The sequence below is a fragment of the Haloquadratum walsbyi J07HQW2 genome, assembly GCF_000415985.1.
Classification (GTDB): Archaea; Halobacteriota; Halobacteria; order Halobacteriales; family Haloferacaceae; genus Haloquadratum; species Haloquadratum walsbyi_B.
In genome coordinates this window covers 1337415-1356740 of record NZ_KE356561.1, presented here as the reverse complement: position 1 = coordinate 1356740, position 19326 = coordinate 1337415, and the positions used below count along the sequence as shown (strand labels likewise).

General features: G+C 45.7%; 19 protein-coding genes and 1 pseudogene. 13 read left to right on the top strand and 7 right to left on the bottom strand.

Going from position 1 to position 19326, the window contains the following annotated elements:
• Window positions 1-25: 25 nt before the first annotated feature.
• From J07HQW2_RS06205 to J07HQW2_RS06195, 3 genes and pseudogenes are all read right to left on the bottom strand, one after another.
• Window positions 26-613 carry a DUF2150 family protein gene (locus tag J07HQW2_RS06205; RefSeq protein ID WP_021054569.1) on the bottom strand — a complete coding sequence of 196 codons (588 nt, stop codon included), beginning with the start codon at window positions 611-613 and terminating at the stop codon, window positions 26-28.
• A gap of 147 nt (window positions 614-760) precedes the next feature.
• Window positions 761-1615, bottom strand: a complete 855-nt coding sequence (locus J07HQW2_RS06200) for a TatD family hydrolase (RefSeq protein ID WP_021054568.1) — start codon at window positions 1613-1615, stop codon at window positions 761-763.
• A gap of 225 nt (window positions 1616-1840) precedes the next feature.
• A pseudogene (locus tag J07HQW2_RS06195) lies at window positions 1841-2284 on the bottom strand (NYN domain-containing protein); the annotation flags it as partial.
• Between the two features lie 631 nt (window positions 2285-2915).
• On the opposite strand from J07HQW2_RS06195, the gene J07HQW2_RS06190 reads away from it, so the two are divergent.
• Window positions 2916-3788: an alpha/beta hydrolase gene (locus J07HQW2_RS06190; RefSeq protein WP_303703997.1), complete on the top strand. Its 873-nt coding sequence runs from the start codon at window positions 2916-2918 to the stop codon at window positions 3786-3788.
• 183 nt (window positions 3789-3971) lie between these two features.
• On the opposite strand, the gene J07HQW2_RS06185 is transcribed toward J07HQW2_RS06190, so the two are convergent.
• A complete protein-coding gene (locus tag J07HQW2_RS06185) occupies window positions 3972-4379 on the bottom strand; it encodes a universal stress protein (protein WP_021054565.1) in 408 nt (135 codons plus the stop codon).
• Window positions 4380-4725: 346 nt separating this feature from the next.
• On the opposite strand from J07HQW2_RS06185, the gene J07HQW2_RS06180 reads away from it, so the two are divergent.
• From J07HQW2_RS06180 to cruF, 3 genes are read left to right on the top strand one after another with little or no spacing between them, the layout of a single operon-like run.
• Window positions 4726-6228, top strand: a complete 1503-nt coding sequence (locus J07HQW2_RS06180; protein WP_021054564.1) for a phytoene desaturase family protein — start codon at window positions 4726-4728, stop codon at window positions 6226-6228.
• Between the two features lie 15 nt (window positions 6229-6243).
• Window positions 6244-7119, top strand: coding sequence for a prenyltransferase (locus J07HQW2_RS06175; RefSeq protein WP_021054563.1), 876 nt, complete (start codon window positions 6244-6246; stop codon window positions 7117-7119).
• The gene (gene cruF / locus J07HQW2_RS06170) at window positions 7112-7963 is read left to right on the top strand and encodes a bisanhydrobacterioruberin hydratase (RefSeq protein ID WP_021054562.1); all 852 of its coding nucleotides are present in this window, start codon (window positions 7112-7114) and stop codon (window positions 7961-7963) included. Before J07HQW2_RS06175 ends, cruF begins: the two co-directional genes overlap by 8 nt.
• A gap of 242 nt (window positions 7964-8205) precedes the next feature.
• Here the strand turns inward: cruF and J07HQW2_RS06165 are convergent, their stop codons facing one another.
• The 3 genes from J07HQW2_RS06165 to J07HQW2_RS17960 form a co-directional block, all read right to left on the bottom strand.
• Window positions 8206-9246 carry a phytoene/squalene synthase family protein gene (locus J07HQW2_RS06165; protein ID WP_021054561.1) on the bottom strand — a complete coding sequence of 347 codons (1041 nt, stop codon included), beginning with the start codon at window positions 9244-9246 and terminating at the stop codon, window positions 8206-8208.
• 246 nt (window positions 9247-9492) lie between these two features.
• Window positions 9493-9639: a hypothetical protein gene (locus J07HQW2_RS17965; RefSeq protein ID WP_303703996.1), complete on the bottom strand. Its 147-nt coding sequence runs from the start codon at window positions 9637-9639 to the stop codon at window positions 9493-9495.
• Between the two features lie 547 nt (window positions 9640-10186).
• On the bottom strand, window positions 10187-10351 hold the full coding sequence (locus J07HQW2_RS17960; RefSeq protein WP_021054560.1) for a hypothetical protein: 165 nt from the start codon (window positions 10349-10351) through the stop codon (window positions 10187-10189).
• 429 nt (window positions 10352-10780) lie between these two features.
• Here J07HQW2_RS17960 and sucC point away from each other — a divergent pair, with 429 nt between their 5' ends.
• The 9 genes from sucC to J07HQW2_RS17955 form a co-directional block, all read left to right on the top strand.
• Entirely contained in the window at window positions 10781-11923 is a 1143-nt protein-coding gene (gene sucC, locus J07HQW2_RS06160) for an ADP-forming succinate--CoA ligase subunit beta (protein WP_021054559.1), read from the top strand.
• Entirely contained in the window at window positions 11923-12792 is an 870-nt protein-coding gene (sucD, locus tag J07HQW2_RS06155; protein WP_021054558.1) for a succinate--CoA ligase subunit alpha, read from the top strand. The genes sucC and sucD overlap by 1 nt, the downstream gene beginning before the upstream one ends.
• Before the next feature lie 130 nt (window positions 12793-12922).
• Window positions 12923-14020: a DUF7350 domain-containing protein gene (locus tag J07HQW2_RS06150; protein ID WP_021054557.1), complete on the top strand. Its 1098-nt coding sequence runs from the start codon at window positions 12923-12925 to the stop codon at window positions 14018-14020.
• A gap of 2 nt (window positions 14021-14022) precedes the next feature.
• Window positions 14023-14274: a hypothetical protein gene (locus tag J07HQW2_RS06145; protein ID WP_021054556.1), complete on the top strand. Its 252-nt coding sequence runs from the start codon at window positions 14023-14025 to the stop codon at window positions 14272-14274.
• A 217-nt stretch (window positions 14275-14491) separates the two neighbouring features.
• Window positions 14492-16120 carry a hypothetical protein gene (locus J07HQW2_RS06140; RefSeq protein ID WP_303703995.1) on the top strand — a complete coding sequence of 543 codons (1629 nt, stop codon included), beginning with the start codon at window positions 14492-14494 and terminating at the stop codon, window positions 16118-16120.
• A 210-nt stretch (window positions 16121-16330) separates the two neighbouring features.
• Window positions 16331-17101, top strand: a complete 771-nt coding sequence (locus J07HQW2_RS06135; protein WP_048075517.1) for a Nif3-like dinuclear metal center hexameric protein — start codon at window positions 16331-16333, stop codon at window positions 17099-17101.
• 60 nt (window positions 17102-17161) lie between these two features.
• Entirely contained in the window at window positions 17162-18304 is a 1143-nt protein-coding gene (locus J07HQW2_RS06130) for a deoxyhypusine synthase (RefSeq protein ID WP_021054553.1), read from the top strand.
• 205 nt (window positions 18305-18509) lie between these two features.
• A complete protein-coding gene (locus J07HQW2_RS06125) occupies window positions 18510-18740 on the top strand; it encodes a hypothetical protein (RefSeq protein WP_021054552.1) in 231 nt (76 codons plus the stop codon).
• A gap of 350 nt (window positions 18741-19090) precedes the next feature.
• Window positions 19091-19326, top strand: a 236-nt coding sequence (locus J07HQW2_RS17955; protein ID WP_303703994.1) for a hypothetical protein, incomplete at its 3' end; no start/stop codon positions are given.

Here is a 19326-nt window from a genome sequence, read left to right as displayed (position 1 = left end):
CCGAGGCTGGATACGACACTCTCGGTTAGTCTTCTTCGACGACCTCAGGATCACTCATTGCACTTTGAAGACTATCAAGCCCGTTAACCCATTCAGAGACAAGTCCGTATTCAATTTCATCGACAATCGTCACGTCGAGTTCATCGCCTGCAATGATTCGCGTTCCTGCTTGCACCAAATATCCGAGTGCAGCATCAACATCGTCATCAGCTTCAGCATCTGCGGCAGCCTCAACATACTCAGCTAATGGTGCGGATTCTGCGGTTCCCCCATGGATATACTCCTCTGCAGCATAAAAAACACAAATTAGACTTGTCTGAACACCATCGACAAGCATTATTTTATCTTCAGAGGTTTCTTCAACATTAAATTCCGGTTCCGCCAATACGATTTCACGAACCCGCTCTAGTTCGTCAAGTGCTGCTGATTGGTCAAGATTATCTTCCTCAAATGCTGATACGATCTTTGCGATAGCGATTGCGGCATCGTCTTGTAAATTCAACAGTAGTCGTGCAGAATCCTCATTCTCTGGGTCTAGATCTTCTTCTTCGACACGTGAAAGCCAGTTCTGCCACCGTTCTTCGGTATAATATGTCTCCTCAGCCTCAGTCATATCTTCATAATTCCGGCCGGTACTCAAAGACCTTTCTTGTCGTATGCAGATGGTGACACCAGAGCCCACGAGCCAACTCATCAAACTATCTCATATCTTCTGGGGGAGGGGCTGATACGAAACCGGATTCTCTGTCATATTGATAGCTTACGAATCTGAAGCAAGCGTTGACTTTGTATCTATGCTATAGATCATTTTCGGTGCTTCAATGTGTGCTTGCTTAATTGCGGTCTCATATCCATTTTCTTGTAGCCATCTAACACGCCGAGGCACAGTCTTCGGTCCAAGAACTGCCCCCGGTCGATCAGGGTCATCAATAAAATCTGTCTCCATCAAAAACGGGTCGTCCACAACTGCCGCAGTCTCTAATCTGTCTTTCTCTGACATGACACTTGGTGTCGGTCCGCTGAGGGTTCCTCCAGCATAATGTTTGACAACTTGATGTTTAGGAACGCCTCGATCCTCAGCCCATGTGGCAACATCGGTGAGATCATTTGTCGCCTCTGTATGCAGTTGAACAGCACAATTAAGCTCACCACCGAGGCTAAATGCATGCTGCATAACTCGATTTGAAGCTGCCCACACTGTCTCAGAAACATCATAATGTGGTCGTCCTGACTTCAGTGCAAGTGCGGTGTCATCACGAACATACGACGCTGCGCGGTCAAGTCCGGCACACATCAGTTCTGCTGCTGTCTCAGGATTATATGATCGCTCATCCACCAATCGAGAGATCAATCCAGGATGAACACCTAACACCGGCCATGCTTGTCCTGGAAGTATCTCTGATGCAGTCTCAACAATATCAACTGTTTTCTCAAAAACAGCATCAAAATCTGAACCACATGTTGGGGTGACACCAAGATGCCAAGATGGTTTATTTACAATAAGAAGATGTGTTCCCCCAGCTCGGGTAAAGTCCCTCACAGCATCAAATCCTCGACCTTGCTCTGGGTCAATATGAAGATGATTATCAACTACCGGTGTCTCCAGTGACTCCATGTTGAGTATCATCTATGCATGCACTTAATTATCATATCCAACGAATGCTGGCGCATCTTCTGTTGTCTCAGAACCTGTATCTGAGTCTCCATGAGCACCGGTATTATCATCCGATTCTATGTGTCTATTATCATTTTGCGCTTCTTGCCGAGTCATAGTGGTCTCTTCAGCGTCATATGTATCCTCACTTTGATTATATATGCTAGCATCTACCTCCACGTCGTGCTCGCCAAGAGTTATCTGAGTGGTTGCTGCGTTCCGAAGAGCATCAGAACGTCCATCAACTCCTGGTGATATAACGACTGTTTGTTGATCATGACTATTTGCCACCTCAATTGCAGGCTTGAAATCGGCGTCTCGAGAGACGATTGCGATGATGTCGGAACTATTTGTCACAGCAACCTTCGTAAGGTCGACGCTTAACCGGACATCGACGTCACTACTTGTAGTGATAATCTCGAATCCTCGTGCTTCTGCTGCCTGAATTAGCCCTGATGGTGCATGCTCATCGAGATATAGTCGTCGCACTGCAGGGCGCCCAAATTGGTCTGCTGCTGCTCGCACATCGTCGAGATCGACGTCGAATTTCTCACGAAGAATATTCGGTCCATCAACGAAGAGTGCAACAGACCGACTTGATGATTCATACAGTCGTCTGAGGATACTCATATTATCCAATTATATTGGTGATTGGATAATCTCGCTGGTATGGATTTAAAAATCGAACGGGCAATCAGCCGAGTACAGTTGAAGTCATTTCAGCACAAACCCCAAACAATATTATCGCATCCTCAATTAACATGGATAATCTGAGTTCGAATATTGGGGCGCAATTCTCAACCAAATAAAATCGATGTGGATATAATCGATATTAATGATGTCTTCATCGCTAGTCCATATGTTATCGTATTCCTTGTAAAATCAAATCGTCAAGAGATACGTCGAATCTTGTTATCAATTAATACAATTGACACTGATGAGTGAGATCCGACGTAGATTGAGACAAGTATACTGAAACAAATAAATCAAGAGCACTGAAAATGATATGATGTCCGCTAAATGGTTTGATGAAGATTGATATAATGATATTGATTTAATTGAATCTTCCATACACGATATCGACACGGCTGATGCCATCAGAGTTAATATACCTACAAGTCAGTGACCACAAATAAATACCAATACCCAAGATGCAGAATATGAATTATCATTCGTGACATCACCTGACTCAGCATACCATCATGTCGCTGATGTGTCCTCGGTAACGACACCATCTCGATACATGTTCTCGACAGTTGCGATGAGTTTTATTAGCGAGGAGGTTGCATGTCGTGGCACACTATATCGACCTGACTGTCCGAATGACCCGGCATTAATTGTCACCGCGAGTGGTCTCCCTGGCAGAAGTTCTATTATTTCTAGTTTGTACGCTGAACGTCTTGCTAATGCTGGATATGCGCTCTTTCATTTTGATGTTCGACACATGGGCGAAAGCGACGGCACCCCACGAAATCATATTGATCCCGCAGCGCAACGTGATGATTGGGAGGCAGCTCTTGCCGGACTTCGTGCCCGGGCAGATGTTGATACCACTCGGCTGATCTTATGTGGAGTTGATCTTGGCTGCGGTGTTGCAGCATCTGTTGCTGCGAATAATAGTGATGTCGACGCTATGATTGGAATAACGCCAATCAGATCTGGTCGCTCGTTTTTCGATTCCCACTCTCGTCGATATCGACTTCGTGGACTTATTCGAGGTATTCGTGATCGAGTTCAATCATTACTCACTAGCCCACACACAGTTCCTGTCTACGATACTAACGAGTTTGCACTGATCGATGCGCCAGCATCGTATCCGTCTAATTCAATAGCCCAGTCACAAAGAAACGCCGAGGATATCTCAACTCCAGCACGGTCATTTCTTGCTCTCTCACGTGATGCTGTCAAATCACCAGTAACCGTTCCAACAGTACTTATAGACAAAACAAGTGAATCAGGTGATTTAATCAAACCAATTTCATCAATGACTGATGATATGCCCAATGCAACCACTATCGAGCTTTCTTTTAGCCATGCCGAGTTATGCAATCAACCTGCTGCTGACACCGTTGTTGCACATATTGATGCATTTTTGTCATCGAATCTTGACGTAAACGTTACCGATACGGACTAGATTAGACTAGAATAGACTTGTCAGCAATACTGATTGTGTGCCTACTAGAAACGTAAAATAAAGATATGTGGATCGTTGGTCATCGTGCTCAAAAGCTCAAACTCGTGTCTTGATCACAAGCGATTCACGCATGATATGATCTAGCTTCCTTAGTGTCATATACTACATGACAAGACTCAGTCGCTATGATTCAATATCCGTGAGTGGTACAACAGCAGTTGGTCGATCAGTTTGTAATAAAATGGACTGTGCAGCTGATCCAAAAACAACTTTTGCTGTCGGTGTTCGTTTTTTCACACCGATAACAAGCTCATCGGCATCGACGTCTTCAGCGTGCACAAGAACATCTTCATCAGGGTCATTTCCTCTGACAAACTGACGGGTTTCGATAGTGGCTATTGCACCAAGTCGTGACCTGATAACCGATAGTGCTTCTTTACCATCCCGTATCTCCTGGGATTCTGTTTTATCACTACCGTAAAGTGAATTAACCGCATGTACCGTATCAGAATCTTCCAAACGGGATATAAGATAATCACATAATCGTGCACTTGTATCAACGTGGTCTGTTGCAAGGACGTATGTCGTCATTTCGAGACTTACCCTTTGCGATGGTAAAAAATGTTCTATGTACTAATTCTTCTGTCAAATCTCATGCTTTCGATACGATAGTAATTTTACAGAAAACCGAGGCGAATACCATGGGGATTGACCCCGAGTCAGTTCACTGAGATGCCACAGAATTCACTCCTGAGATGCTTAAGAAAAGAATCACACTCTTCACTAGAAAATCCTAGTATTGTCAATCTTTGTCGTTAAAACTAGGCATAATCAGCGTAAACTCAGTGACACGTGTAATCATTACCTAATTCCTATTATGGACAGATATGCTTTGATAGTCAGTCGTTTTATTGCTCTGACGGTCTTACCAATGTATATGAATACAGTCTCAGATCTGAGTGACGCCGACGGGTCATCTGTCGTCGTCATCGGTGGTGGCTTTGGTGGACTTTCTACGGCTTGCTATCTCGCTGATGCAGGTGCGGATGTCACGGTTCTTGAAAAGAACGAACAACTCGGCGGACGCGCAAGCCGACTTGAAGTTGATGGATTCAAATTCGATATGGGTCCATCGTGGTACCTGATGCCTGATGTCTTTGAGCGATTTTTCAATTACTTCGATCGTGAACCGAGTGAATATTATGAGCTGACCCGGCTTGATCCTCATTATCGCATCTTCTTTAAAGACGGTGACCGCGTTGAGATGGTTCCTGACCGTGAACAGAATCGAGAGGTATTCGAATCATATGAGCCCGGTGCCGGTGATCGCTTTGATGAGTATCTTGAAAAATCAAAGAAAAATTACGAAGTTGGAATGGAACACTTCGTATATGAGGACCGAGCTGAACTGTCCGATTACGTTGATTTAGATGTCATGAAGAACGCCCGCGGGTTGTCATTGATGGGGTCAATGCAGGACCATGTTGAGCGATATTTTGACCATCCAAAACTCCAGCAGATTATGCAATACACGCTCGTGTTCCTCGGCGGAGCCCCGACAAATACGCCGGCACTATACAACCTAATGAGCCATGTTGATTTTAATATGGGTGTGTATTATCCTGAGAATGGAGTTGGGGGCGTTGTGGACGGCATTGTTGAACTCGCAGACGAACTGGGGGTTACATTTCACACAAACGCACCTGTCTCAGAAATTCGTGGTCAAGAAGGAGCGTTTGTCACCCGAACAAAGACCGACGCAGAATTTTACTCTGAGTATGTCGTGAGTAACGCGGATTACCGGCATACAGAAATGGAGCTACTTCCTCCAGAGAAACGACAGTATGACGCTGATTATTGGGATTCACGGACATATGCACCATCAGCATTCTTACTGTATCTTGGCGTCGAAGGCGATGTTGGTGATCTCGCTCACCATTCTCTTGTGCTTCCGACAGACTGGGATGAGCACTTTGAGAAAATATTCGATGACCCGGCTTGGCCTGCGGACCCAGCATATTATCTTTGTGTTCCCTCACAAACTGATGATGATGTCGCACCCGATGGTCATTCAAATCTTTTCGCACTCGTCCCAATTGCGGCTGGACTTGATGACTCTGAGGAGCAACGACAACGGTATCGCAATCTCATCTTAGATGATATTGCTGAGCACACAGATGTTGACTTGCGTGACCGGATTGTTGTTGAACGGTCATTCTGTGTCGATGACTTTGCAGAGCGGTATAACAGCACTGCCGGGACGGCACTCGGACTTGCACATACCCTTGAACAAACGGCACTTCTTCGCCCTGGACATCATTCCTCGGCTGTCGATGGACTGTACTTTACTGGATCATTTACCACGCCGGGAATTGGCGTTCCAATGTGTCTCATCAGCGGGCAATTGACTGCTGAAAAAATGGCAGATCAGGTAGCTTAATGGACTGAATCAACCGTGCAGACAGATATCGATACAGACACACCCAATCGCGACGTGCTTGGACGCGTCTGGTATTTATTAATCCTTTCGCGACCTCGATTCTGGCTCTATCTTGCTGGACCAATCGTCGTTGCTGTCGCCTTTGGAGCAACATCTGTTTCAGAGCTTTTCTTAATAGAAAATATTGTGCTCTTCGCTTATTTCCTGTTTCCTGCGAATGTATTTTTATATGGCGTCAATGACGTGTTTGATGCCAATATCGATGTCGCTAACCCAAAAAAAGAGGGTAGGGAAACTCGCTGGCAAGGCGACCCAGTTGTAGCAGCGAGTGTTGTCGTGACAACCGCTCTCGGTATCGTGATGTTCATTATTTCTCCCCGAGTGGCATGGCCATACCTGATTGGATTCTTCATCCTCGGCTTTCAATACTCTGCACCACCATTACGATTTAAGACAACCCCAATCCTTGATTCACTGTCAAATGGACTATATATACTTCCGGGTGCAGCCGCATATGCGATGGTGACTGGGACCCAGCCACCGCTTGTAGCCGTTGCTGGTGGATGGTTTTGGACAATGGGTATGCACACCTTTTCGGCAATTCCAGATATCGAGCCTGATCGTGAAGCTGGTATTCAGACAGCAGCGACATTTCTCGGTGAACCTCGTGTCTATGCGTACTGTCTTTGTTGTTGGCTTGCGGCTGCAGTCTCTTTTGCATTCTTAGATAACCGCATTGCGCTCCTGTTACTCGCATACCCAGTAATTGTTTTTGCAATCTATTGGTCTGATATCGCTGTTGATCGAGCATATTGGTGGTATCCGGCTGTGAATACGGTCGTTGGAATGCTTCTTACTATGGGTGCTCTTTGGAGGCTCCTCTATGGCTGAAGGCTCTCAACGCCTTGACCAGATACCACGCAGTCGAGTTGACTGGGAAACCCGACTCGATCAACTTATTCGAGAAAATCGATTCACGATTTCGATATTCTTCCCACTCAATGGGATTGTTCTTCTTCTTGCAAGTGCTGAAGGATGGCTTCCAGAGCCGCTTGCATTCAATGGGCTGTTGATCCTACTTGGAACGATTGTCATGCGGTCACCACTTATTATTGCGGCGCTTCCACTAACAGACCGACGTGCAGCAGTGTCTGTCGGTGCATTGACTGTATATGCGTATGCAATCGAGTATATTGGTGTACATACAGGATTCCCATATGGTGAATTCTTCTATGGCGTTGACCTCGGTCCAGTCATTGCTGGTGTTCCACTTGGTCTTCCTGTGTTTTTTGTTCCGCTTGTAATGAATGCATACCTCCTCTGCATTCTACTCCTTGAGACACGAGTTAAACATACACTTTTCAGACTTTTGACAGTCATTGCTACTGTATTGATGATGGACATAATCCTTGATCCAGGCGCTGTTGCGCTTGGATTTTGGGTGTATCCAGATGGTGGTATTTTCTATAACGTTCCAGTATCAAACTATGCTGGATGGGTCCTCTCTGCAACGATTGCCGTGCTCGCACTTGACCTTGGATATGATCGTCATGGTCTTTTACAGCGCGTTGATGAGTGTGCATTCATGCTTGATGATCTTGTCTCATTCATCATTCTCTGGGGTGGAATCAATGCATGGTTTGGCAATTATATTCCAACTGCATTTGCAGTTATGTTTGCCATTGGTCTTCTTCGAGCAGAACGGTTTGACACCAAACTTCTGAGCCCATCCTAATCTTCAATGTGTGAGTTGGATCTACACATAAGCAAGGTGAGTGCTTCGGGGCTTGCCCCCAAAATTCACACTGCATACCGCATCTCAATACGATATAGTTATATAATAAATATATTCACATCACTAACTTTCGATACTGTTGAATAAAGTCAATTCTACGAAAGAGGGCTCAAGACTATGTGTTTTCTCGACCGCTGGGTTTCTTTAACGATCGTATTCAGTAGTTACTGGTTAAATCTCGGTCACTCACCGCGTGTAAAATGTCGCACGAGACTTGAGAAACGCTGAGTAACAAATTCGGTACCAATTGACCAGCCACGACTACGCTCGCGGTCACGACGCGCATCTGGGTCTGCCTCATCGATATCCTCATGTTCGTCAGGATACGGCACCACACTCACTTTTTGAAAAACGGAAACAGGATCGGGTGTTATTGCCCAATGAACCCGCGTTTTCAATAACAACCAGATCTTGCGTGGCGTTGACAATGATGGTGTTCTGGAGAGAACATCGTAATCAGCACGTTCGATAGCACGGTGGTGGTCTGCATATAATACTGCTGCCAGTAATACAGCAAACTGGCAATCTTCTGGGAGATATTGAATCCCTTTCACACCCTCGCGATAGAGCGCCTCTGTACGCTGTTGTTCATGTTGTATCACTGCTCGGACACTGTCGTCAAATTCAAGATTCAAAATCTGTGATGTGGATACATCATATTGACGTAGCGTTTCCTGTGGTAGGTAGACTCGATTACGCTCTTTGACATCCTCGCCCACATCTCGGAGAAAATTCGACATTTGGAATGCCTCACCAAGTGCTGTTGCGTGTGGAAGTGCTGTCTCGGCATCGTCAGTGTCCATAATTGCCGTCATCATACGTCCGACAGCCGCAGCAGACCCATCCATGTAGGCTTCAAGATCGTCGTATGTCTCATACTGGTCAGTATCGACGTCTGCCAGCATCGCGTCAATAAAGACATTCACGTCTTCATTTGGAATATTATACCTTTCACACAGTTCAGCAAATGCTGAAAGCACTGGATCGTCTGTTGACTCCTCACCAAGTGCCTGCCGTCGAAGTTCTGCCAGACGTTCGCGCTGCTGCGGTGGAGGAGCAGCATCAGCAGCATCGACTACCTCATCTGCAACTCGAAAGAACGCGTACAGAACATATGTGGCATGTCGAACCCGCTCTGGGAGCACTCGTGTCGCGAGGTGAAACGTCTTCCCTGTGCGCTTTTGAATCGTCTTACTCCGTTCGATCTGTTCGTGTCTGACCATTATTACGGGTCACGCGCTTGCATATTTCGACAGGTCGTCCGACCACTCATTCGTCGTTGTACCTAGGCACCCGAGCGACATAACACTTAGTGCCGAGTCAAAATCAAATCCTGTGTCACTGTGAAAATTATTCATCGATAACAAATTTATTGCCTGATAGGTCTACATTGATCACGGTATTCCTGCTCATAAAGCAATCATTCACTGACATATATTTCGAAACAAGAGTCATTACCATTGGTATACTTATCGCCAAAACCTATCACTACAATCATAACCGACACCATATTCAGGGCAAGCATACTTGTAGTGGCGATGAACCATCGCTATCTCACAACACAGAGATGGATATCCCTGCTGTGAGACGATGCTTTTTCGACTATCAGAAGACATACATATATCTCTGAGGCTATACCTCAAGAATATATCGACACAGGTGAACTGTTTCATTATTAATTTCTATGATATTCTCATCAATTAGGGTAGACTTGTCGCCAAATATACGAAATCGAATCTATCAAATATAAGTATAATGTACGGTACTGAATGTGAGCAGTTCTATATCATTGGATTGAAAATTCTGTAATTCTCTCAGCCGTATCTCAACAATTTCTTATTTGATACATGAGCAGCAGCAAACAAAGGATGGTTGGGTTAAACGACTCAGCCCGACGAATTGAGGATATCGCCTTCGATATTATCGTGAGTTGCAATCGAGTTCAACACTCAGAACATACCCACGTGACTCATACGTCTTACATCCCTCAGAGTAGTATAATGACATACGCCCGCATTTAGGACACTCAGAACTCTTACCGGCAGCCACAAGAGTATATATATCATTAGTATCATTACTCTCATTGTTTGTAGATGGCAGTGATCCGTCGCGGGTCGTTGATACGCTATCATTTGCGACGTTCTATACGACGCACTCAAATATTTATTTTTGACTCTCAGCAGGGTCACTTTCGGCGTCCTGCCAGGGGTACCATGCTGGGAGGATATTGTAATATGCGTTATGTCTTAATCGCTCTTCAATTGTGTCACCAGTGGTGCGTTTGATTAGTAACTCTAAGTCGTCTGCATCAACCTCGGCTCTGTTCATGCACTATTCTTGCCGCCCAATAACAGCATGCCGGGCAAACACAATCTAGTTGCATGAGTCAGTTCGGATCACTTGTGTCGATGATAGTTGTGGTGGAGCTCAAGAATAGCAGTTCTGTCTCCAAACTGTGTATTGGAATGAAGAATTACTCCCTTAGTTCCGGAATATTTGAGTTAATCCAACAGGTCCTGGCTACTTACAACGAAGCATTTGATATGGTGTGAGAGTTGAATATGAATCTACTAAGAGCGGGATGAAACTGGTTCGTGATTCGAACAGCCCTTCACGCTATTACCCGATTATCCAACCAAAGCAATCGGGGGAGGCAGTTCTGTATGCGTGGTTGAATCACCGGTCTGAAACCATATCTGGTTAATACCGATTGGAGATGAACAGGATTTATACCAATTCCCTCCAGTCAGGGAGACGATGCGCTTACACGAATACCAAGCAAAAGAACTGTTTGCTGATGCTGGAATCCCGGTGCCTGACTCGCGACGTGCAACGTCACCCGATGAGGCTCTGACAGCGACCGAAGATATCGGATACCCCGTCGCAATTAAAGCACAAGTACATGTTGGAGGTCGTGGAAAAGCCGGCGGAATCAAACTTGCAACTGACAGACAGGAGGCGAAAACGTATACAAAAGAAATTCTTGGGATGGAAATTAAAGGATATACTGTCAATAGTGTCCTCATTGAAGCTTGCGTTGATTTTGAAGATGAATTATACATTGGCATCACCATGGACCGCAGCAGCGGCAAGCCCGTTGCGATGGTTTCGAGTAAGGGCGGTGTAGATATTGAGTCAGTCGCTACAGAGACACCAAGCGCAATCGCCCGCGAGCATATTGACCCTGCATTTGGTCTCCACCCATACCAAGCTCGGCGTGTGGTCTTTGATGCTGGTGTCCCTGATGATGTTGCGTTAGATGTTGCTGAAATCGTTTCAATATTGTATGCACAGTATGAGTCTGCAGACGCGTCTGAAATTGAGATTAATCCTGTCATGATCACGGCTGATCGGGATGTTGTTGCGGCTGACGCGGTAATGAATATTGACGAAGATGCGCTTTTCCGACAATCAAAGCTCGCTGATATGGAAGATATCACTGCTGGTGATGATCTTGAACTAAAAGCAGACGAGTATGGATTTGACTATGTCCGACTTGATGGCAATGTCGGAATTATTGGGAATGGAGCTGGACTTGTGATGACGACGCTAGATTTGGTTGATTATTATGGTGGAACTCCAGCGAACTTTCTTGATATTGGCGGGGGCGCAAAAGCCGAACGCGTTGCAAACGCACTTGATATGGTGTTTAGCGATAATAATGTTGATGCTATTGTATTCAACATTTTTGGTGGAATCACACGAGGTGATGAAGTCGCGACAGGTATTAATGAAGCACTCGAAAAATTTGAAACAATTCCAAAAGACGTTGTTGTTCGACTCGCTGGAACAAACGCTGAGGAAGGCATGGAGATTCTAAACACCGATCATATTGAGGTTGAAGCGACACTTGCGGATGCGGTTGAGCAAGCAGTAATGAATGCACAGGAGATTCACTGATGAGTATTTTTGTTGATAATGAGACACGTGTTGTTGTACAGGGTATAACCGGCGGTGAAGGGAATTTCCACACCGATGAAATGATTGCGTACGGAACAAACATCGTTGCTGGTGCAGTCCCAGGTCGAGGTGGCGATGAGGTCAACGGTGTACCTGTTTACGATACGGTTGATGCGGCTGCTAGGACTGAGGATGCGGATGCGGCAGTCGTCTTTGTCCCTCCAAAGTTTGCAAGTGATGCTATTTTTGAGGCACTTGACGCTAATCTTGATCTTGTTGTTGCTATCACAGAGGGAATCCCAACCCAAGATATGGCGAAGGTAAACAAACGACTTGCAGAGGTCGACACACAGCTTATTGGACCGAACTGTCCCGGAATCATCACCCCTGGTGAAGCCAAACTCGGCATTCTCCCCGGCAATATATTTGAACCAGGAAATGTCGGATTAGTTTCTCGTTCAGGAACATTAACCTACCAAGTCGTCTCAAATCTCACCGATCGAAATATAGGACAGACAACGGCAATCGGCATTGGCGGTGACCCGATTGTTGGTACATCATTTATTGATACGCTTGATGCGTTTGAATCAGACCCTCAAACAGAAGCTGTCGTGATGTGTGGTGAAATCGGCGGTGAAGATGAAGAACAAGCTGCCGCGTTCATTACCAAAGAGATGGATACGCCAGTTGCAGGATTCATTGCTGGACGGACTGCGCCGCCAGGAAAACGAATGGGTCATGCAGGAGCAATCGTTTCAGGCTCAGGCACCGGAACGGCTGAATCAAAAATAAATGCACTCACTGACGCTGGGGTCCCAGTTGGCGATACCCCTGAGGAGGTCGCAGAACACATTGACTCATTCTTGTAGGCTACAACGCACTCCTACAGTCATCAGAAGAACACTCGCTTTTTCATATGCGATGAATGACAAATGTAGTGGTCACACTCAAATTTCGGAAGGATAATTCGGCTCCTCGGAGTATTGCAAATATAAGACAATGTCATCATCATTTACCCGGCGTGGTCTACTCGCAAGTGTGACGTCGCTGGCATTGGCAGGTTCTACTGGATGTCTCCAGCAAATTGGTTTTGAGAGGAGGTCAGCTTGGCGAGATCCACCATTAGCGTCGGATCGTCCAGATGGTGTATACATTCCAGCAATAACCGAGGGAATGGGTATGTATGGTCAAACAACTGCTGGTCGCTATGGTGTTGCATTGATGTACTCATATCCACATCGATTTTGGACCCTTGCCGGTCAAGAAAATCAAAAAACACCAGTTGAGCCAGATGATGATATCCATTTGATGGCTGCCCTTTGGGATAAAAAAAGTAACCAACCACTCCCAATCGATTCGGGCGTAACGATCAGTGTTCGACGCGACGGCGAACTGATCACTCAAGAAGTTGCATATCCCATGATCTCACAACAAATGGGACTTCACTATGGGTCAAATTACAGTTTAAATGGAGAAGGTGAGTATACCGCACAGATCAGTATCGGCGGGATGTCATTTTATCGGAGTGGTTCATTTGCAGATGCGTTCGAATCAGCCACAACAGCGATAATTCCATTTACATTTACGATTGATAAATTATACGATATATCGATTGAAGAGCCCAAAGATGGAGGAACACCTGGCGCAATTGACCCGGTATCAATGAGTGGCGTCCCGATCGGACAGGCTCCATCTATCGATGCGTTTCCGGGTCATCATGCAGGAACCGTTGTCACCGATGATGCACATCTTGAAGTGTTCGTGATGACTCAAGAAAGATCTGAGAGAGACACTGAGACTCCATATCTCATTGTCTCTGCTCGGACTCCATATAATAATATTATACTTCCAATGATGCAACTGGAAACAACGATCTCACAAAATGAGGCGTCAATTACTACAAAGACGCTGACACGGACACTTGATCCGGATCTTGGGTATCATTATGGGGCATCAATCCCTAATCTCACTCAGCTATCAGATGAACTCATGCTTGAAATCAAAACAACAATACCACCACAGATTGCCCGACATGATGGATATGAAACCGCGTTTATGAATATGGATCCTGTTTCACTACCGCTTCAAATAAAGTAATTATGTCACAGGATGCTCCAGACTCGAAATATATTTGTGATGTCTGTGGACGACACTTCTATACAGCGGATAATCATATTCTACATCGTGGCATTCGACATCCAGCGGTGATGACGAAAGACGAACAAAATGCGTATCGTGAGGCATATAGTACAGAAGAAGCTGCAATTCGTTCATTTCGTATCCGTGCGCTTGGCGTGTTAGTCGTGTTGTACTTCGGATTTTTGTTTTTATATGTACTTTATGCGTCCTAATGATCAAGCTCAAACGGGTAGGACCGATTCATGTTCATCGAAAGATACCGTAGTGGGCTGGTGCATACCCGCTTCCAATAACCCGTCTGGGTACCGCTATACGTTTGAGCGCTCTTCATCAGATAATGGCAACTGTTCGTCAATGCACATCAATAGTCGCTCAGTCAATATGCGTCAATCTGGCATTAGTCCAGGTCCCACGAGTAAAACCGATAGAATGGCATGGAAACAGTATAGCGATATATTCGCAGTTAAACGGTCTGTATTCGCACGTTCGCGAGCCTGTCTCATTGTTAGTTTCATACTTATACTCTCAGTTATCGGTATATTCACTGGGGAGGTAGCAGCAAGTAATGCAGCAGTCGGACTATCGGAGGCATCGGAAAATGCACTCTCGATCCCGCGGTGGCTATATGTTGCCACTGGTGGGGCTGCGATTGGTGCATCTGCGCTTCTTGCTGGATTTATTACAGACAGACGGTTACTTAATCGAATCCATACATGGAATAGCACGTTCTCAGTATGGCGCCCTGTCTATGATTGGGGACGCCGATTTGGAGCGGTTATTGGTGTTTCTCTTGCGGCAATTATCATTATCCGTGGGCTGACTGGACCACAGATTCCGACGGTGAATGTCGCTATTATTATTATTTTCGCTGGGTTTCGTGCAGGAATTACGATCACATCATACGTATTTGGAAACGTCTGGATGATACTTAATCCAGCACATAGTATTGCTACAGTGATTCCAACCACTGTTAGTTCAGTCTCATATCCCTCTCAGTTTGATCGATGGCCGGCGCTATTTGGACTTTTTATATTAATCTGGATTGAAACAACAACTGCCATTACCACCCGTCCAACGTTGCTAGCACTTGTTATCGGTGGATATCTTATTGTGAGCATCATTGGTGCTATCATCTTTCGGGAGGCATGGTTCCGGAATATCGATCCTGTGTCGGTGTTCTTCAGATTCTATTCACAGGCGGCACCTTTCAACTGGAGCAATGGACAGGTTCAAATCAGCATTCCTGCGATGACTCTTATCGGAAACAGCCGAATTGACCCAACAGCTACAAAGAACGCTCAATCACTATCATCAAATGCTACCACCGACGGTGGAGAGAACCAACTGGGTTCGATTGAAACAACAGCGCACCCGCAGTCACAATCGCAATCAAGAGATAACGATGCAGTACCATCATTGAGTGAATCCTCGACAGATCAAATCTCACCACTTATCGAAGATCGCTCGGATATCGCGGTTGCTGTGATGCTTGTGTGGGAGCTCACATTCAGTGGGTTTGTAACAACAACACAAGGTGGTGCGGTGATTCGAGCTATTGTCGCAAGTGGTATCCCGTCGGTGATTACGTATCTTTGTCTCTTTATTGGTGGATTTATATTGTTCTATGCTGCATTTTTGTTTGCTGGTCGCATTGCAGCGGATCGGTTACTCACAACGTGGTCGGCTACTGATCTCACTGTTGCATTCGCTCCATCACTTATCGCTATCGCTGTTGGCTATCACCTTGCACACTATGTTGGGTTTCTTTTGTCACTATCACCATCGTTGTTTGGTGCTGTCATTTCACCATTTTCACCACCGTCAAATCCAGCAATATTGACGCTGCCAGCCTGGATTTCGGCTATCAATATTGTATTTATCCTTGCCGGACATCTTGTTGCAATCTGGGTTGCACATTCAACAGCGTATCAACTCTTTCCAAGTCGATTACAAGCAATCCGCAGTCAGTATCCCTTCATCTTCGTCATGATGGGATACACAATCGTCAGCCTCTGGCTTGTTTCACTTCCAACAGCCACACCACCATTTATTGGATAGTTGATGAGATATGTCAGCACAGTATCAATGCAGCCCACGATAGAGTTATACAGTATGTAAGATGGAAAGCCACGGTTGAATACGGAATAAATACTATTCGCTTAATCTGCTAGCACTTAATCCAGAAGTCCATGTCGGATATTATCCGGTCACATAGGTAGCTTGAGCATGTCCAAATATACAATACTAGAGCTCATTGAACAATCAGACATGGATGAAGAAACACTCATCACCCGTCTAGATGATCGCCTTGATACAGCAGTGTACGCCAATGTTGATGCCAGTATGAATGGACTACAAGTTGGTACCACTGAAAACAAGGTTGATACAGTTGCCGTTGCTGTTGATGCTGCGATGGCAACCATTGATACTGCCATTGAACGTGGAGTTGATCTGCTCATCACTCACCACGGAATCAGCTGGGGTGGGATAGACCGCATAACAGGACGTGAGTATGCACAGATTGCGTCACTTATGAGCGCTGACATTGATTTATATGTCTCACATCTTCCACTTGATGGGCATCATCAACTCGGAAATGCAGTCGGTCTTGCCGACTACATTAACCTGAATCCTGATTCACAAACACCTTTTGGAGAGCTTAATTCGGTGACAATTGGGTGCCAGGGTCACTTTGAGGATCCAGTGAATGTTGAAACAGTACAGCAGCGACTTGAGAGTCTTCAACTAGACAATCAATCAGTACAGATACTTCCGTTTGGTCCTGATCTAATTGAAAGTGTTGCAATTGTTACTGGTTCTGGAGCCGACTGGCTTGATGAGGCGGCGACAGCTGATGTGGATGCGTTCATTACGGGTGAAGGAAAACAGCAAATATATCATGAAGCTCGGGAATTAGATATTACAGTATTCCTTGCCGGACACTACGCAACCGAAACATTCGGTGTCAAGCGTGTTGCTGAAATGATTGAATCATGGGGAGTCGAGACGACGTTTATTAGCCATCCAACCGGATTGTAACGGTTATCTCACCGGATTTGAACCGCCGAAGCTAACCACTCAGGTCGTTCATTTGAGAATATGAGTGATTCACATGACGACCAGTCAACAGACGATGTCACAGAGCAGAATAAATCAGATACTGACAACACAGAGGAACCAACACATACTCGTGATGAATTTGAGCCAGATCCGATTCGACATGCACAGGTAAAATCGGGAATGTCGGCTGAGGAGCTCGCAAGCGAGTATGGACATGCGGGGATTGGTGCGGCTTCGATGGATAATGCAGTTGATATTTATGCGCAAATGCTTGCTCGCGATGACATTGATATTTTCTTTGGGCTCGCTGGGGCGATGGTTCCGGCTGGAATGAGACAGATTGTCACCGATCTCATTCGCGATGGACATATTGACGCCCTTGTCACAACAGGGGCAAATCTCACACACGATGCGATTGAAGCCGTTGGTGGAAAACATCACCACGGACAGGTTCACTCGTCATCTGATGCTGATTCAGATTATGAAAATAAAGATAGCTCGGATCAGACACATTCTCATGATGGAACACGTGCACATGATGAAAAGTTGCGCGAGGAAGGTGTTGATCGAATCTATAATGTATACCTTCCACAGGAACACTTCGCGCTTTTAGAAACACATCTCCGAGAGAATGTCTTCCCCGCTGTAGAACGTCAAATCTCGATTCAAGAATTTACCGCTGAACTTGGACGGGCAAACGCTGAGGAAAATACGCAAAAAGATATCGATGAGGATCCAGGCATTGCTGCGGCAGCATACAATCATGATGTTCCCATATATTGCCCTGCAATTCAGGACTCAGTTTTGGGAATCCAAGCATGGGTATACTCACAGACCTCATCATTTGGTCTTGACGCACTTGGTGATATGACACATCTTTCTGACCGTGCATTTGACGCTGAGCATGCTGGTGCTGTCGTTGTCGGTGGGGGTGTGCCAAAGAACTACGTTCTTCAGACGATGCTCACGATTCCTGGTGCATATGAGTATGGCGTGCAGTTGACAATGGATTCGGATGCGACTGGTGGACTCTCAGGAGCGACACTAGATGAGGCACGATCTTGGGGGAAATTAGAACGGTCAGCGGCAAACGCTACGGTACTGGGAGATGCAACAATTACACTTCCATTACTTGTTGCTGCCGCTCGTGAACGCAGTGATGAGTTTCACCATGATGCATGATACAATGATGCATTACACAATAAATCATTAAGGTTTATTACACACCCTGTAATATTATTGAATATGAGTATCGTACGCGTGCCGTTATAATCTATTTTCCGTAGCATGCATCACCATGCAGCTATCTTTCACCGATGTCGTATGCCATGATGTTGCGTCGCATCATATCACACAATCAAAAACCAACTCAAATTCAATTTAACTCATGAGCACGAATCCACGCACGACAACACAGAATCAAGCTGAATCATCAACATACACTACTGCTGAGACTTCAACATCTGCATCATATCCTCAATCGCTTACAGAAGGTCTAACAACAGATACACCATGGACACAACGCTGTCAGCGGCAGTTTGACACACAATCAACAAATCGATTAAATAATCTTGTTGATAAATCGAACCTCGTCATGATCTCACCTGATAACAACTAATTTTGAATCCTTTTGATATCGATTGACACGGTATCATTTGACGAAATAACGTATTATAGATATTCGAGGAGAATCCCTGCGGCTTGAGCCGCAGGACAGGATAGGATGAATCCGACAACCGGGCGACTATCCAAATCCAACTTCGATGACCACTCTAAGATTTCTAATCAGTAGTGTTAATTCGTGGGCGACCCTCAAAGTATATAGGAAACAGGCGAGAACAGAACGATTTTGCCGTAGTCCTACGATGGCGGTCAGCCCGCCCCAAGCCAAGCAACCAAGCAGTAATCGAACCCAGTCTGGTGACCAGTCGGGTCGGGTCGGGTCGGTTCCGAGACTGACCCGATACAGTGCAGTGCCAGACTGCTGGCAAGTCCAAGACAGTAACTCCAAGTCTGTCGAAGTTTGCTGGACTTCCCGAGGCAAACCTAACTCTGGAAGCCCATATCCGACGGAAGATACGAGAGGAGTACCGGGGGCGGGGCTGGGCTGGGCTTGGCACTCCCATCGCCAGCAGTCCTGTCCCACTACCTACCCGCCACAGCCCGCGAACCCTGCATGCACATGCACACGGATTCTCACCATG